The sequence below is a fragment of the Paenibacillus sp. FSL R5-0744 genome (assembly GCF_037972555.1).
Lineage (GTDB): Bacteria > Bacillota > Bacilli > Paenibacillales > Paenibacillaceae > Paenibacillus_AQ.
Genome location: NZ_CP150228.1, coordinates 4,273,604 through 4,289,535, shown reverse-complemented (window position 1 = coordinate 4,289,535; position 15,932 = coordinate 4,273,604). Strand labels below are relative to the sequence as shown.

The following is a 15,932-nucleotide window of genomic DNA, read 5'->3' as shown; positions in this document are numbered from 1 at the left end:
TCATAGAATAATTCATAATTGGCGGTGACAAATTAGTGAGTTCGTTAGATATGTTGGCCTATGAAAAAGAAGGCTGGGAACAGTCTTATCGCCGAATAGCAGGCGTAGATGAAGTAGGAAGAGGTTGCTTGTTTGGGGACGTCGTCGCAGCAGCGGTGATTTTGCCAGAGGGGCTTATTATTGATGGAGTGAATGATTCCAAAAAACTTACAGCTAAAAAGAGAGATGCTCTATACGAGATTATAATGGACCAAGCGCTGGCCGTGGGTGTGGGGTATGTAGACTCTACTGTCATTGATGAGATTAATATTAAGCAAGCTTCACGCCTGGCCATGAAAAAGGCGGTTGAGAGTCTAGAGCAGACTCCTGACTATATGCTGATCGATGCTGAAAAGGTAGACCTCCCTTTGCCACAACAGGCAATTATTAAAGGAGATGCTAATAGTCAGTCCATTGCAGCAGCTTCAATTATCGCTAAAGTGACACGAGACAGGTTGTGTGAAGGTCTGTGGGAGGAATTATACCCTGATTATGGGATTGCGATACATAAAGGTTACGCGACCAAGCTTCACCGGGAACAAATTACGGCTCTAGGTCCAACACCTATGCATCGGCGCAGTTTTATTGGGCGGATTCTCGCGGAGCAGCAAACGTTATTCTAGAAGCAATGCTTAAAAAAGTAGGATGAATACCGATATAGTAAGAAGAGAGAAAATGGAGGGAGGAGAAACGGTATGAATATCGGAACATTGATCCGTGGATTGCTTGGAGATCAAAAACCGGGTGCGGCGAAGTCTTTAGAGTTAAAAGAAGGGCAAGTTGTTCGTGGTGTTGTCCTCTCTGTATCGGATTCAGGCAAAGAAGCGGTTGTGCAAATCCAAGGTACACCTGTTCGTGCAGAATTAGAAACACCACTACTGCCTGGAGAAACCTTGAATTTACAGGTTGGATCACCCGGAGAAGGCGGATTACCCGTATTGAAGCCGGTCTCCCTCGGTGAAACGGCGTTAGTCACTCCCCAAAGCATGGGTGAGGCCTTGGAGTCGCTAGGATTAGCTGATTCCAAAGCAGGTCGAGAAATCGTACTAGCGATGCAAGCAGGAGGCGTTCCACTTACAAAAGAGACAGCGGCTTTGCTGGATGCGGTAATGAGTGCAAAACCAGCTGGTGTGCCTGCTTCGGAGTGGCTTGACGCAGCTGTCATTTCTGTAAAGCGGGGACTACCCGTTACAGCTGAGAGTGTGAGAGGATTGCAGCAGGCTGTATTTGGCCCGCAGCTGCATCAGCTTTTATCAGCACTGGAAGATCAGATTACTATATGGGCAGGTCAAATTGCTAATGAAGAAACAATGACCGCAGAATCTAAAGCTGGAATGGGTACAATTACTGGAAAACTCGAACCCTCGGTAACTGCAGGTGCTGGAAGTGGGAATAACATGGGTGTTGTTGAGAGTGATGTCACAGAAGCTGACCCTATACAATTGGCAGCTAAAGGAAATGGACATGCTACAACTAAAACCGCTGAAGGCAATATTGCTAGTGGAAGTACGGCTCTTTCAGAAGGAGTAGCTGAAGGTGCTCTGAAACCGGTTGAACAAGGTACGCCAGTCAAGGTGACTCTTAATATAGCTTCTGATAATGAAACGGGGATTGGAACTGGCAAGCCAGTTGTAGTTGATGAGACAGGTGAAGGAGCTCAGATCTCCAAGGGTGGTATTGTTACAGAGCCTATGGCTGGTAAATCAACACCTGCCATGACCTCTAGCGCTCAAAATAGTGCTTTAAGCGCTCAAGCTGATAGTGCGGTGAATAATCCTATCCGTTCCAGTGAAGTTGAGATTCAGGGTAATGACTTGAATTTGAATAAGGATGGGGCATTGGATAGTGCTATACAGGCAGATAAGAGTCGGGCTGCCTCGATGGATAAGAGCGGGGCTATGCCGGGTGGCGCGAGTGTGAGCGCCGAAGGAACTGCTGCTGGTGCGGCGCCCCACGCAGCAAGTGGTGCCGCCCTGCTTGCGAAGCTGCAGGGCGTGCTCACCGAGCTGCGCGGCAGCTTGCCGCAGCTCGCCATGGTCCCGCCTGCTGACGCGGCGGGAGCAAGCCCTGCCCCCGCGGCTGCTGCGCCGCGCGGGGAGGCCCCGGCTGCGACGGCTTCGCCGGTGCAGCCAGACACCGCCCCACCCGCGGACGCGGAGTCGTGGGTGGGGCGGGTGCTGAAGCTGCTCGGTGCGGAGCACGAGCAGCAGGCGGTGCGCGGCGTCGCAGTAGCCGCCGCTGAGACGGCCCGCGCGGCGGCAGGTACGGCCGCGCTTGGCAGTGCGGGTGTCGGAGGCGAACAAGCCACCGACACCTTAAAGGGCGTGCTGCTGCAGATCATGAGCAGCAGCGAGGTGCCGCCCGCGGTAAAAGAAGCCGCGAGCGGACTAGTGCAGCAACTGACAGGACAACAGCTGCTGCTCAATACAGATCGAACGGCTCCTTTCGCGCAAGTAACTTTGTTCTTGCCGTTGCAAGGTCCAGATGGGCAGGAGACAGCTTCCGTTCATATTCAGTCGCGTCGGGGACGCAAGGGTGAATTAGATGCTGCCAATTGCAGGCTCTGGTTTGATTTGGATATGAAGCAGCTCGGCCAGACGCTGGTTGATGTGCAGGTTGTTGATCGAATCGTTAGTCTTAAGCTGCATAATGATCATCCTTGGGTGCTTGAGCTGTTGGAACAGCGGCGTGATGACATTAAAACGGCAGTAGAATCTATTGGTTATCAGTTGTCGGGATTAAGAACTGAACCTTTACCAGAACTAAAGCTATCTACAGAACTTGCCAATCCCCATAGTAAGCTTGTTGATTATGTTCCTGATGCTTATAAAGGAGTGGATTACCGTATATGAACGAGAATGAGCCTGTACCTCCAATTTCACAAGGGCTCAAAAAAGCGGTCGCTCTCAAATATAGCCCAGGACAAAGCGAGGCACCTGTCGTTGTTGCCAAAGGACAAGGGGCGATAGCGGATCTGATTCTGCAAAAAGCTAAAGAGAGTGGGGTTGCTGTCCAAGAGGACGCAGCTCTCGTAGAAGTTCTTTCAAAGCTCGATCTAGATCAACAGATTCCATCTGAACTTTATCAGCTAGTGGCTGAAATCCTCAGCTTTGTGTATCAGAGCGACCGTTCCGCCGGTGAACGGAGACCGGAATGAAAGAGCCATACACAAAAGAACGCTACAACCGCAAACAGAAGGGAGCCGCTGCTGAAGACGGGGCTGTGCAGTACTTATCTACTTGTGGGTACAAGATCTTAGAACGAAATTGGCGTTGTCGAACCGGAGAACTTGATATTATTGCGGAGAACGAAGGCTGTATTATTATTGTTGAAGTTCGCAGTCGTAGTGGAGAGCTATATCAAGGGACTCCGGAGGAATCTGTGAATACACGAAAAATACATCAAGTGCGAAATACAGCACAGGTTTATTTGCATATGAAAGGTTATGATGATCGAAGAGTAACTTTTGACGTCATTAGCATTTTACTGAATGAAGATTTAAGCATTGCTTCTTTGGGGCATATACGTGAGGCTTTTTAAGCTGCACCCCATATTCTCACGCCATTCATTATGGGCACTAGCATTCTTATGAAAAAAGTCTTTACATAGCCTCCGCACAGTGGGTCATTTCTCAAAAGAAATGGGTAAACATTAGAGTAACTTTTTAATGTCATCATGAGGAGGGCTGTTTAAGTGAAGAATAAACCTTTTGAAATGCAGGTTAGTTTTGCTTGCCAATATTGCCAGCAGAAGATTGAAGTGAAATTTACCGCAGAGCCAGTATCCGTTGTCTGTTGTGCAAATTGCAATAAGAACTTCACGGTTATGCGGCCCACTATAGCTGAGGAAATATTAATCGATTGGAAAAATGAGGCGCTATTTCAAAAAATCCGTGCTGATAAATCACAAAACAGCAATAGCAGTCTCTTAGCGCTTGTTATAAAAGTCATAGAGCTTCTTACATGGCGTGATAAAGGAAATGGACAGGTGGAAGCGATTAAAGAGATGCGTGGCTGGCTTATTGAGAATGAAGAGACTCCCCCTCTAGCTGAACTGATCCAGAGCGATAATAAAAAACGATCACATAAGCGGCGTGACTGGAGATAATCATACAAACTATGATCAAAAAAGAAAGAAGGGTGAACATGGCTAACGTTTTTTTTACATCCGACCATCATTTTGGACATAAGTTGATTATTGATTTTGAATCCAGACCCTTTATTGATGTGGGGCAAATGAATGAAGCCATGATTGAGAGTTGGAATTCGGTCGTAAATCCGGATGATAAAGTGTTTCATTTGGGAGACTTTTCGTTTCTTAATAAGGAAGCGACACGTGCTATTGTGGAGAGGTTACATGGCTATAAGATTCTAATTCTCGGCAATCATGATCGGGGACGCGGTCGGGATTGGTGGCTTGAAGCAGGCTTTGACGAGGTTAGTGAATATCCGCTGATTTATAAGGATTTCTTTTTTCTCTCTCATGAGCCTATGTATATGAATAAACATATGCCTTACGTAAATGTGCATGGTCATATTCACGGCCAAAAATATGAAGGAAACAATTATTTTAACATTTGTGTAGAGCATTGGAACTATAAACCGTTGACTTTTGAACAGATTAGGGACTCTGTCATAGTTAGTGAAGAAGGTTAATGTGGGTCTATGGAATTATTTATGCGTATTTATGCAATTTGATGTTTATTAATAATTCTTGATTACGCAAAGATTCCCTATATATAATGAGATATAATAGCAAATTTATTACCGGAAAATAAGGAAGCACCTTTTTTCTTGAAGATGTGACACCCAAACAGGGGTGTATTTCAGGAGATGAGGTGTTTTTATGTATGGAAAAATGCATAGTGCATGTCTGTATGGAATTGAAGGGGTAATGATAGGTGTAGAAATTGATCTTGCGAATGGATTGCCACAGACGAATATCATTGGTCTGCCTGATTCTGCGATTCGTGAGGCAGTAGAACGAGTAAGAGCCGCTATTAAGAACTGTGGTTATCGTTATCCCCAGCAGCGCATTACGATAAATTTAGCACCAGCCGACTTACGAAAAGAAGGTTCTGCCTTTGACCTTGCGATTGCTCTGGGGATACTGATAACTAGTGGTCAACTGATAATGCCCTCAGCCAATGAGGTGCTTTTTATTGGAGAACTTGCGCTTGATGGTAGTCTGCGTCCAGTATCAGGTGTTCTACCAATGGTGGAAGCAGCGCGCAAAAATGGATTTAAGGCTGTACTGCTTCCTGAAGGGAATGCTGCTGAGGCAGCTTTGATCAGTGGTATAAATATATACGCAATCGACCATTTATGCACATTACCGAACCCGGAAGAATTACCGTCCAATTCAGCAAAAGGTGAAGACGAACTGAACCAAAGGAATGGGGGAGTTTCCGAAGATATGCCTTCTTTATCATCTCTTCCTTTTCCTGTAACTGTGACCAAGGGGATAGATGCTAATGACCGACCTCCGGTTCTAGTCTTTTCTTTGGAACATCTTAAATATACCCCAGTTTACCGTACTTCTGACGACTCCTCATATGGAATGAACGAGATGATGGATGATTACAGTGATGTGCTAGGGCAACAACATGTAAAAAGAGCCCTAACCATTGCGGCAGCGGGTATGCATAATATATTGCTCATCGGTCCACCCGGTACAGGGAAGACAATGCTGATTAAACGCCTTCCAAGCATCCTTCCGAAATTGTCTGAGAGTGAGGCACTAGAGGTAACCAAAATTTTTAGCGCAGCAGGAACTTTAAAAGATGCCCACAACGGCTTACTGCGTAGTCGTCCTTTTCGCTCTCCGCATCATACCATATCGGCCGCAGGCCTTATTGGGGGTGGAGGCATTCCAAAGCCGGGAGAAGTTAGTCTTGCGCATCGAGGGATTCTCTTTTTAGATGAGTTGCCCGAATTCTCTCGGAATGTACTCGAAGTGTTACGCCAGCCGCTCGAAGACGGGGTTGTTACCATAAGTCGTGCTCGAGCTTCTTTTACCTATCCTGCAAAATTCATGCTGGCCGCATCGATGAATCCCTGTAGCTGCGGTTATTTTGGGAGTAATCTTTCTCAACAACATTGTACATGCAGCCTCGCCAGGATTGCTCAATATCGCGCAAAGATATCAGGACCCTTATTGGATCGTATTGATTTACAGGTGGATGTTCCTCGCCCGAAGGAATGGGATCGTCAAGGGCATGTTCTATCTTCGGCTGAGATGTATGCAGAGGTGATGGCGGCACAGACGATACAAGCTAAACGGTTTAAGCGTTTGCCTATTTCTTGGAATAGTGAACTTTCCGGCGCTTCCCTTCGGAGATATGCAAGTCTTAGTCGTGAAGGTGCCCAATTGCTGTATGACATTCTGGAAAATTTAGGTTTGAGCATGCGAGCGCATGATCGAATTATTAAGCTATCCCGTACAATAGCTGATCTGGAAGGCGCACCGGATATTACTTCCGCGCATCTTGCGGAGGCTGTGCAGTACCGTAATTTAGACCGGCAGGCGATGACAGAAGAATAAGCTAAATAGAGCAGCGATTCCCGTTATTGGCGAATTGCTGCTCTGTTTTTGGGTTATTAGTTTCACTCCGCAAAATTGTTAACGTCTCTGGAACCTTATGGACCCGTAAGATGTGATATGGGCATTTTTAGCTTTTAGAGCGTGTTTTCGGACTTCTGAGACACTAATTGAATTTAAAATCATCTGTGTCCGTTAGGGCTTCGTTTGAGGAAATATTTCTCTGTATTTCCTTACAGTACATTCAATTCTACAGCGATATTGCCGCGGGTTGCGCGGGAGTATGGACAAGCGCCATGAGCAGCCTCTACTAAAGAGGTTGCGGTTTCTCTGTCAACGCCTTTAACTAGCACATCAAGCTTAACCGCTATGCCAAAACCTCCATCTTCAACTTTACCAAAGCTGACTGTGGCCGTTACTTCGCTACCTTCAATTTTCACTTTTCCGAGTCGGGCAACCATGTTCAGTGCACTATCGAAACAAGCGGAATAACCAGCTGCAAATAATTGCTCAGGATTTGTACCTTCGCCACCGGCACCTCCCATTTCGCGTGGTGTGCTGATTGTAAGGTTGAGCTTAGGGCTTTCTGATTCGATAAAACCGTTTCTTCCTCCTACGGCTTTAACAGTGGTTTCATACATTTTTTGCTGGATCGTCATCATTGTGTATCTCTCCAATTCCTAATTAGTTTGTGTACAATCTAATTTATCACAATTAACTATAATGTCAAATTATTTTTTCCTATTAACATGATGTTATGAATGAATTATGATAAAATAAGGGTATAAGGCAGGTGATTAAGATATGAAAATGAATGAAGAAGATATGCAAAAGATGACGACTACACCTGAGCTGCTGATTGAGAATCAACTCTGTTTTACGATTTATGCTTGCTCTCGTGAGATCACAAAGCTGTATCAACCTTATTTGGATAAGATCGGTTTAACATACTCGCAATATCTGGTAATGCTTGTGTTATGGGAACGGCAGCAATGTACGGTTAAAGAAATTGGTGAGGCGCTATTTTTGGATTCGGGTACGCTGACACCTCTTTTAAAACGCCTACAAGCTGCAGGGTTGATCGTGCGTGAACGTTCGACACAAGATGAGCGAAAAGTTCTGATTTCACTAACGGAACAGGGCTGGGCACTTCAAAGCAACGCAGCTTGTATTCCCGGGAAAATGATGGAAGAAACGACTATGTCCGGCGATGAGACTGTAGAGCTGCTTGAGCAGTTCAAAAGCTTGCTAAATCGTGTTCATGATGCGAACACTCAAGATAGTAAAAAGTAAGTGTAATCAGGAGTCTGTGCGATCGTTCGCATTCCGGCATGAAATCAAGCGAAAAAATGTGTACAAATCATGAATATATTTAAGGAAAGCGTTTTAAAAACATGTTACACTATTCTGGGTTCCTTTATATGGCATATAGGTAAGTATAAGCTTAGTCTTATAGATTTACTCAATGTCTCTCACAGAAATAAGGCCATTCTTTTACGAGTGGTAGAGCAGTTTCTGTTGGTTCCGGAATAGTGCTGCATGTTTAGCGCATCAGCCTATCCCTAACCCCGCGGCAATCAAAACGGAAGGCGAGATGACAACAGGCTGCCTGTTAAGTCACCACGCTACTTTAGGAGGCTACCGCTATGAATATCCACGAGTATCAGGGAAAAGAAGTGCTTAAGAAGTACGGTGTGGCCGTACCGAATGGAAAAGTAGCTTATACAGTGGAGGAAGCGGTAGAAGCCGCAGAGTCACTGAGTACACCGGTTGTTGTAGTTAAAGCTCAGATTCATGCAGGTGGACGAGGTAAAGCTGGAGGTGTAAAGGTTGCTAAGAATATCGATGAAGTGCGTACTTACGCAACCGAAATTCTCGGTAAGACTTTAGTTACTCACCAGACTGGTCCGGAGGGTAAGGTAGTAAAACGGCTGCTCATTGAAGAGGGCTGTCAAATTGTTAAAGAGTATTACATCGGTATCGTTGTTGATAGAGGAACTGGCCGAGTGGTTATGATGGCATCTGAAGAAGGTGGCACAGAGATTGAAGAGGTTGCAGCTACACATCCGGAGAAGATTTTCAAAGAAATCATTGATCCGGCAGTAGGTTTGCAGACTTTCCAAGCTCGTAAATTAGCTTACAGCATCTCTATTCCTAATGAACTGGTAGGCAAGACTGTTAAATTCATGCAAGCGCTATATCTAGCTTTTGTGGATAAAGATTGCTCTATTGCCGAAATTAACCCATTGGTAGTTACTGCGGATGGGAATGTGATGGCTCTAGATGCTAAATTGAATTTTGACCCCAATGCCTTGTTCCGCCACAAAGATATTCAAGAGCTTCGGGATCTAGATGAAGAAGATTTAAAAGAAATTGAAGCCTCTAAGTATGACCTGAGCTATATTGCACTTGATGGCAATATTGGTTGTATGGTGAACGGTGCAGGCCTAGCGATGGCAACGATGGATATAATTAAATATTACGGAGGCGAACCCGCCAACTTCCTTGATGTAGGGGGCGGTGCAACTACCGAGAAAGTTACAGAAGCCTTTAAAATCATTCTATCGGATGAAAAGGTAAATGGAATTTTCGTTAATATTTTCGGTGGTATTATGCGCTGTGACGTTATTGCTAACGGTGTTGTGGAAGCGGCAAGTCAATTGGGATTGACTAAACCGCTTGTTGTACGTCTTGAAGGAACAAATGTTGGATTGGGTAAGCAAATCTTGGCTGGATCGGGACTTAACATTGTAGCTGCTGATTCTATGGCGGACGGTGCCCGTAAGATTGTATCTCTTGTGCAATAATGGCTCGGAAGTTGAAGCCAGTTATCGTATTTGACAATATAAGTAGGGATGTGACTTAAGGCATGAGCATTCTTGTAGATAAAAATACGAAAGTTATCACGCAAGGTATTACGGGAGCAACGGGCTTGTTCCATACTAAGGGTGCGCTTGATTATGGAACTCAGATGGTTGGAGGAGTAACGCCGGGTAAAGGTGGAACGACAGTTAATATCACCCTTGAAAATGGCAGTGAAGTTAGTCTTCCGGTATTTGATACAGTCGCTGCTGCTAAGGCAGCTACTGGTGCAACTGCAAGTGTGATTTATGTACCGCCAGCATTCGCAGCAGACTCCATCATGGAGGCTGTAGATGCAGAGTTGGATTTGGTTATCTGTATTACCGAAGGTATTCCAGTGCTTGATATGGTAAAAGTCTCACGTTATATGGAAGGTCGTTCTACAGTGTTGATCGGTCCAAACTGTCCGGGTGTTATCACTCCTGGAGAGTGTAAGATTGGAATCATGCCTGGCTATATTCATATGCCTGGTTATGTAGGAGTGGTCTCGCGTAGCGGAACGCTAACCTATGAGGCGGTTCATCAGCTGACCACGCGTGGAATTGGGCAATCTTCGGCTGTAGGTATTGGCGGAGACCCGGTTAAAGGCTCTGAGTTTATTGATATTTTGAAGCTGTTTAATGAAGATCCGGGTACGAAGGCAGTTATTATGATCGGAGAGATCGGTGGAACTGCAGAGGAAGAAGCAGCAGAGTGGATTCGTGAACACATGACCAAGCCAGTTGTAGGCTTCATTGGAGGAGCAACTGCACCTCCAGGCAAGCGTATGGGGCATGCTGGTGCTATCATTTCTGGAGGGAAAGGTACAGCAAGCGAAAAAATTGCCGTACTGGAAGCTTGCGGAATCAAGGTAGCCCCTACACCTGCCGAAATGGGTTCAACACTCGTAAGTGTGCTTGAAGAGCGCGGTATTCTCAATGCTTTTACATCGCACTAATTAGTGTAGTTAAGACAGAGAAATCACTCCACGTAGTGAGGTTATTTCGTGTATAATTAATTAAAGAGGTAAGCAACCTTTTGTTCCTATTTAGGGATGAAAGGTTGCTTTTTTTATTTTAAATAGAAATTTATTGAATTTAAAGAAATACTTGCGTTTTCATGATGTGTAACACAAAATAGGGAAGGCTAGGCCTTCCATGTTAAGGGGCGAAAAATGATATGGAAGAACGGGAACTACTATTCGGCTTTAATGAAGTGGAAGGCATTGGCTGGAAAACTATCGACAAGATTCGCAGAGCTGGGCTTTTGTCAGAAAAAGCATTTTCTTGTAGCTCAGAAGACTGGGAAAAGGTTGGATTGAGCGAGAAAGTGTCGATTCAACTTGCTTCTATATATACGTTGGAGTGGATAGCAAACCGCCGCTTACTAATGGAAGAAAGTGCTGTGAACATGGTTACGATTTTTGATGCAGACTATCCCCATTTATTGAAGGAGACAGCTCAGCCACCATGGATTCTTTATTATCGTGGGCGTTTGGATCTGTTATCGACACCCAGTGTAGCGATGGTCGGTACTCGTGTGCCAACAGCTTATGGACGGAAGGTAGGAGAGATCCTCACGAAAGAGCTTAGTGAAGCAGGTCTAACAGTGGTTAGCGGATTAGCTAGGGGGATTGATAGCGTTTGTCATGAAGCTGCGCTAAGAAGCGGTGGGGGCACAATAGCGGTAGTGGCTACAGGACTTGATCGGGTCTACCCGCCTGAGAATAAGGAGCTTGAACGATTGATTTCCCGTGATGGGTTAGTGCTAACAGAGTATCCCCTTGGAACCAAAAGTCATCCAGGGTTATTTCCGCAGCGCAATCGAATTATTGCAGGCCTCACATACGGGACAGTGGTCGTAGAGGCGGATAGTAGAAGTGGATCACTCATTACTGCAGATGCTGCCTTGGAGGCAGGACGGGATGTTTTTGCTGTCCCTGGACCTATTACGTCTCCAAAAAGTAGAGGTGCTCTTGATCTGATTAAACAGGGGGCAAAGCTGGTAACCGGTGCACTAGATATTTTAGAAGAATACACTTCTTTTCTCCCGACAAACCTCTCAAAAACGGGTGAAAGTGGTCCCTCTAAACAGGTGGCTGACGATTTGTTAATTGAAAAGAAATTGACAAATGAGGAGTTACACCTATACCATATACTGCATCAAGGCCCCTTTATTTTGGACGATCTGCTTGTGAGGACAGGATGGGATTTTGGACATTTGCATTCAGTTCTGTTATCTTTAATCATAAAAAAAGCGGTAGCACAATTACCAGGAGCTATTTATAAGGTAATTTAATATAGAGGTACGAGTGTTAACGAGGAGGAAGAGTCTATGGCAGATGCATTGGTTATTGTCGAATCGCCCGCGAAAGCGAAGACAATTGGCAAATATCTAGGTAGTAAGTATATTGTAAAGGCATCTATGGGACACATCAGAGATCTACCGAAGAGTCAAATTGGTGTTGAGGTCGAGAATGATTTCAATCCCAAATATATTACGATTCGTGGTAAAGGTTCTATATTGAAGGAATTGAAAGACGCTAGTAAAAAAGTGAAAAAAGTCTATCTCGCAGCTGACCCCGATCGCGAAGGAGAAGCAATTGCTTGGCACTTGGCACATGCCCTGGATCTAGATAATACACAGGAATGCCGAGTTGTATTTAATGAGATCACCAAACAAGCGGTGAAGGATGCTTTTAAGACGCCACGCAAGATTAACATGGATCTTGTGAATGCACAGCAGGCAAGACGTATACTGGATCGGCTAGTAGGTTACAAGATTAGCCCTCTATTATGGAAGAAAGTCAAAAAAGGGTTATCTGCTGGACGTGTTCAATCTGTAGCTGTAAAGATCATAATGGATCGTGAGAATGAAATCTCCGCTTTTGTACCTACTGAATACTGGAGTATTACAGCTAAACTTGGGATTCGAGATTCTGTCTTTGAAGCTAAGTTTCATAAGCTGAATGGTGTGAAGAAGGAACTTAATCAGGAAAGCGATGTTCAAGAGGTCCTTGAGGCAATCAAGAACGCAGCTTTTAAGGTAAGTAATGTGAAGGAGAAGGAAAGACAACGGCATCCTTCGGCTCCTTTTACAACAAGTTCCCTTCAACAGGAAGCAGCTCGTAAGCTTGGATTCCGTGCAGCTAAGACAATGTCTGTTGCCCAGCAATTATACGAAGGTGTGGAACTAGGCAAAGAGGGAACCGTAGGTTTGATCACCTATATGCGTACGGACTCGACACGTTTATCTGTCACTGCACAGGATGAGGCTAAAGAGCTGATTACTGCTAAGTATGGTGAAAAGTTCTTACCTGAAGCCCCTCGCCAGTATTCAAAGAAAGCGGCTGGAGCACAAGAAGCGCATGAAGCGATCCGACCAACTTCAGCACTTCGTGAACCGGAAATGGTCAAAGAGTTCTTAAGCCGGGATCAATTCCGTCTTTACAAGCTGGTGTGGGAGCGGTTCGTATCCAGTCAAATGGCGTCTGCTCTTCTTGATACACTCTCGGTTGATATAGAAGCAGGTACAGCCACATTCAGAGCGGTGGGTTCGAAGGTTTCATTCCCAGGGTTCATGAAGGTTTACGTGGAAGGTAACGATGATGGAACTACAGATGAAGATAAGTATTTACCGCCTCTTGAAGCGGGAGATGCTTTAAATAATCAAGAGATCGAGCCGAAGCAGCATTTTACACAGCCACCACCGCGATATACAGAAGCAAGGCTTGTAAAGACACTTGAGGAATTAGGGATAGGACGCCCAAGTACGTATGCACCAACGCTTGAAACGATTCAGAAGCGTGGTTATGTAGCGATTGAAGAGAAAAAATTCATGCCTACAGAGCTTGGAGAACTTGTCATCGAGCAGATGGAACAATTTTTCCCGGAAATATTGAACGTAGAGTTTACGGCTAATATGGAAGGCGATCTTGACCATGTGGAAGAAGGCTCAGAAGATTGGGTGAAGGTTCTTGCCGAATTTTACGAGTCTTTCGAGAAGCGCTTAGTGTTTGCCGAAGAAGAAATGAAAGAAATTGAGATTGAAGATGAAGTCTCTGATGAGATCTGCGAGAAATGTGGTAAACCACTTGTATATAAATTAGGACGCTTTGGGAAGTTTCTAGCATGTTCTGGCTTTCCAGATTGCCGAAATACGAAGCCGATTATCAAAGATATTGGTGTAACTTGCCCTAAATGTAATGAAGGAAAAGTTGTAGAGCGTCGAAGCAAAAAAGGGCGTGTCTTCTATGGCTGCGATCAATATCCAGGGTGTGATTTCGTCTCTTGGGATAGACCATCCACTAAACCATGTCCATCTTGCGGGGCTTGGATGATTGAGAAACGCAATAAGCAAGGCACCAAACTGCAATGTACGTCTTGTGACCATACAGAGGCAGTTTTAGACAACGAAGAAGAGTTAGCAGAATAATAGTCTCTACAGGAGGAAATAAGACAGTGACAGATACAGCAAAGGTAACAGTAATTGGAGCAGGTCTCGCAGGAAGTGAAGCGGCCTGGCAAATAGCCTCTCAAGGCGTACCGGTAAGATTGTATGAAATGAGACCAGTGGTGAAGACGCCAGCACACCACACCAATCAATTCGCAGAACTAGTATGCAGCAACTCCTTGCGTGCAAATGGTTTAGGCAATGCGGTGGGTGTATTAAAGGAAGAAATGCGACGTTTAAACTCTCTTGTATTAGGTGCGGCTGATCGCCACGCTGTACCTGCTGGCGGTGCACTTGCCGTGGATCGGGATGGTTTCTCGGGAGAAATTACGAGTACATTGCATAATCATCCGCTTGTGGAAGTCATAAATGAAGAACTTACGCATATACCGGAGGAAGGGATTGTTGTTATTGCAACGGGTCCACTAACTTCCCCTGCATTATCTGCTGAAATTAAGGGTCTATTAGGTGAAGAGTATTTCTATTTTTATGATGCTGCAGCACCGATTGTTGAGAAGGACAGTATTGATATGAATAAAGTGTATCTGGCTTCCCGTTATGACAAAGGGGAAGCAGCATATCTGAACTGTCCTATGACTGAAGAGGAGTTTGACGTGTTTTATGACGCGTTGATTTCTGCAGAAACGGCGGCACTCAAGGATTTTGAGAAAGAGATATACTTTGAGGGCTGTATGCCTATCGAAATCATGATGAAGCGCGGTAAGCAAACTGCATTGTTTGGTCCGATGAAGCCTGTTGGGCTTATCAATCCGCACACAGGTAAGCTACCTTACGCGGTAGTACAACTTCGTCAGGATAACGCTGCTGGAACGCTTTACAATCTGGTGGGCTTTCAAACGCACTTGAAATGGGGCGAACAGAAGCGGGTATTCTCGCTGATTCCAGGTCTTGAGAACGCTGAATACGTTCGCTATGGGGTAATGCACAGAAATACCTTTATTAATTCTCCTAAACTCTTGCATCCTACTTATCAAATGAAGGGTAAAGAAAGGCTGTATTTTGCTGGACAGATGACTGGCGTGGAAGGTTATGTGGAATCAGCAGCTTCAGGTCTGATTGCCGGCATTAACGCTGCTAGAGCCGCACTTGGTCAAGAAGGACTGATCTTCCCACAAGACACGGTGCTTGGTAGTATGCCTGCTTATATCACTTCCGCTGATCCGGAGCATTTTCAGCCTATGAATGCCAATTTTGGTCTTCTGCCGAAGGTGGAGAAGAAAATCCGTAATAAGAAAGAAAAGAATGAGATGTTAGCGCATCGTGCACTAGACAGTCTTGCCGAGTACGCCAATCGTACGGGCCTTGCTTATAAAGAGCCGGAGGCTATCGATAACCAAGAATAAGCGTCTTCGGCTTCCTTATAAGGATGATAAGCGTTAGCGTTTAAGCGAGAAATATAAGGATAATGTATAACGTGAAACGTATACTTCTTATTTTTGAACAAAGCCCATCTTAAGGAGGTAACTACAATCATGGTACCCAGCTTTCATGCGACTACAATTTGTGCTGTAAGACATAACGGACAGGCAGCTATAGCAGGTGATGGTCAGGTTACATTCGGAGAGAGTGTAATTATGAAGACGACGGCCAGAAAAGTTCGTCGCTTATACAGAGGACAAGTAATAGCAGGGTTTGCAGGATCTGTGGCCGATGCTATCACTTTGTTCGAAAAATTCGAAGGCAAGTTGGAGGAGCATCATGGAAACCTGCAACGGGCAGCCGTAGAATTGGCGAAAGACTGGCGTCAAGATCGTATTCTTCGAAAACTTGAGGCATTGATGATTGTTATGGACAAGGAAGGAATGCTCTTGATCTCCGGAAATGGTGAAATTATCGAGCCAGATGATGATGTGCTCGCTATTGGTTCCGGTGGTAACTTTGCACTTGCTTCCGGTCGCGCGCTCAAACGTCATGCTCCAAATCTTGCTGCTGCGGATATCGCTCGTGAAGCTCTTCAGATTGCATCAGAAATATGTGTGTATACTAACTCCAATATTATTGTTGAGCAATTATAGGCTCAGTGCCATAGAGACAAGGAG

General features: G+C 45.1%; 15 protein-coding genes. 14 read left to right on the top strand and 1 reads right to left on the bottom strand.

Annotation, left to right across the window (positions count from 1 at the left end):
* Positions 1-50: 50 nt before the first annotated feature.
* From MKY19_RS18900 to MKY19_RS18870, 7 genes are all read left to right on the top strand, one after another.
* Positions 51-662 (top strand): ribonuclease HII, encoded by a 612-nt coding sequence (locus tag MKY19_RS18900; RefSeq protein WP_339271716.1) that lies wholly within the window; start codon positions 51-53, stop codon positions 660-662.
* 72 nt (positions 663-734) lie between these two features.
* Positions 735-2,891: a DNA ligase gene (locus MKY19_RS18895; protein ID WP_339796832.1), complete on the top strand. Its 2,157-nt coding sequence runs from the start codon at positions 735-737 to the stop codon at positions 2,889-2,891.
* Entirely contained in the window at positions 2,888-3,196 is a 309-nt protein-coding gene (locus MKY19_RS18890) for an EscU/YscU/HrcU family type III secretion system export apparatus switch protein (protein WP_042128964.1), read from the top strand. Before MKY19_RS18895 ends, MKY19_RS18890 begins: the two co-directional genes overlap by 4 nt.
* Entirely contained in the window at positions 3,193-3,579 is a 387-nt protein-coding gene (locus tag MKY19_RS18885; protein ID WP_339265661.1) for a YraN family protein, read from the top strand. The genes MKY19_RS18890 and MKY19_RS18885 overlap by 4 nt, the downstream gene beginning before the upstream one ends.
* Positions 3,580-3,732: 153 nt before the next feature.
* A complete protein-coding gene (locus MKY19_RS18880; protein WP_139328534.1) occupies positions 3,733-4,146 on the top strand; it encodes a hypothetical protein in 414 nt (137 codons plus the stop codon).
* Positions 4,147-4,184: 38 nt separating this feature from the next.
* Complete coding sequence (locus tag MKY19_RS18875; protein ID WP_042189461.1) at positions 4,185-4,694, top strand: metallophosphoesterase; 510 nt, start codon at positions 4,185-4,187, stop codon at positions 4,692-4,694.
* A gap of 190 nt (positions 4,695-4,884) precedes the next feature.
* Positions 4,885-6,582: a YifB family Mg chelatase-like AAA ATPase gene (locus MKY19_RS18870; protein WP_339796829.1), complete on the top strand. Its 1,698-nt coding sequence runs from the start codon at positions 4,885-4,887 to the stop codon at positions 6,580-6,582.
* Positions 6,583-6,812: 230 nt separating this feature from the next.
* On the opposite strand, the gene MKY19_RS18865 is transcribed toward MKY19_RS18870, so the two are convergent.
* A complete protein-coding gene (locus tag MKY19_RS18865; protein WP_042189459.1) occupies positions 6,813-7,241 on the bottom strand; it encodes an organic hydroperoxide resistance protein in 429 nt (142 codons plus the stop codon).
* Between the two features lie 142 nt (positions 7,242-7,383).
* Between MKY19_RS18865 and MKY19_RS18860 the strand changes: the two genes are divergently transcribed.
* From MKY19_RS18860 to hslV, 7 genes are all read left to right on the top strand, one after another.
* A complete protein-coding gene (locus MKY19_RS18860) occupies positions 7,384-7,872 on the top strand; it encodes a MarR family transcriptional regulator (protein ID WP_305953481.1) in 489 nt (162 codons plus the stop codon).
* A 353-nt stretch (positions 7,873-8,225) separates the two neighbouring features.
* Complete coding sequence (sucC, locus tag MKY19_RS18855) at positions 8,226-9,386, top strand: ADP-forming succinate--CoA ligase subunit beta (RefSeq protein WP_042128955.1); 1,161 nt, start codon at positions 8,226-8,228, stop codon at positions 9,384-9,386.
* A gap of 62 nt (positions 9,387-9,448) precedes the next feature.
* Positions 9,449-10,378 carry a succinate--CoA ligase subunit alpha gene (gene sucD, locus MKY19_RS18850; protein WP_042128953.1) on the top strand — a complete coding sequence of 310 codons (930 nt, stop codon included), beginning with the start codon at positions 9,449-9,451 and terminating at the stop codon, positions 10,376-10,378.
* 221 nt (positions 10,379-10,599) lie between these two features.
* Positions 10,600-11,718: a DNA-processing protein DprA gene (gene dprA / locus MKY19_RS18845; protein WP_339796823.1), complete on the top strand. Its 1,119-nt coding sequence runs from the start codon at positions 10,600-10,602 to the stop codon at positions 11,716-11,718.
* Between the two features lie 36 nt (positions 11,719-11,754).
* Positions 11,755-13,854, top strand: a complete 2,100-nt coding sequence (gene topA, locus MKY19_RS18840; protein ID WP_339796821.1) for a type I DNA topoisomerase — start codon at positions 11,755-11,757, stop codon at positions 13,852-13,854.
* Positions 13,854-15,236 (top strand): FADH(2)-oxidizing methylenetetrahydrofolate--tRNA-(uracil(54)-C(5))-methyltransferase TrmFO, encoded by a 1,383-nt coding sequence (gene trmFO / locus MKY19_RS18835; protein ID WP_339804397.1) that lies wholly within the window; start codon positions 13,854-13,856, stop codon positions 15,234-15,236. Before topA ends, trmFO begins: the two co-directional genes overlap by 1 nt.
* Before the next feature lie 129 nt (positions 15,237-15,365).
* Positions 15,366-15,908 carry an ATP-dependent protease subunit HslV gene (gene hslV, locus MKY19_RS18830; RefSeq protein ID WP_042189455.1) on the top strand — a complete coding sequence of 181 codons (543 nt, stop codon included), beginning with the start codon at positions 15,366-15,368 and terminating at the stop codon, positions 15,906-15,908.
* The last annotated feature ends 24 nt before the right edge of the window (positions 15,909-15,932 follow it).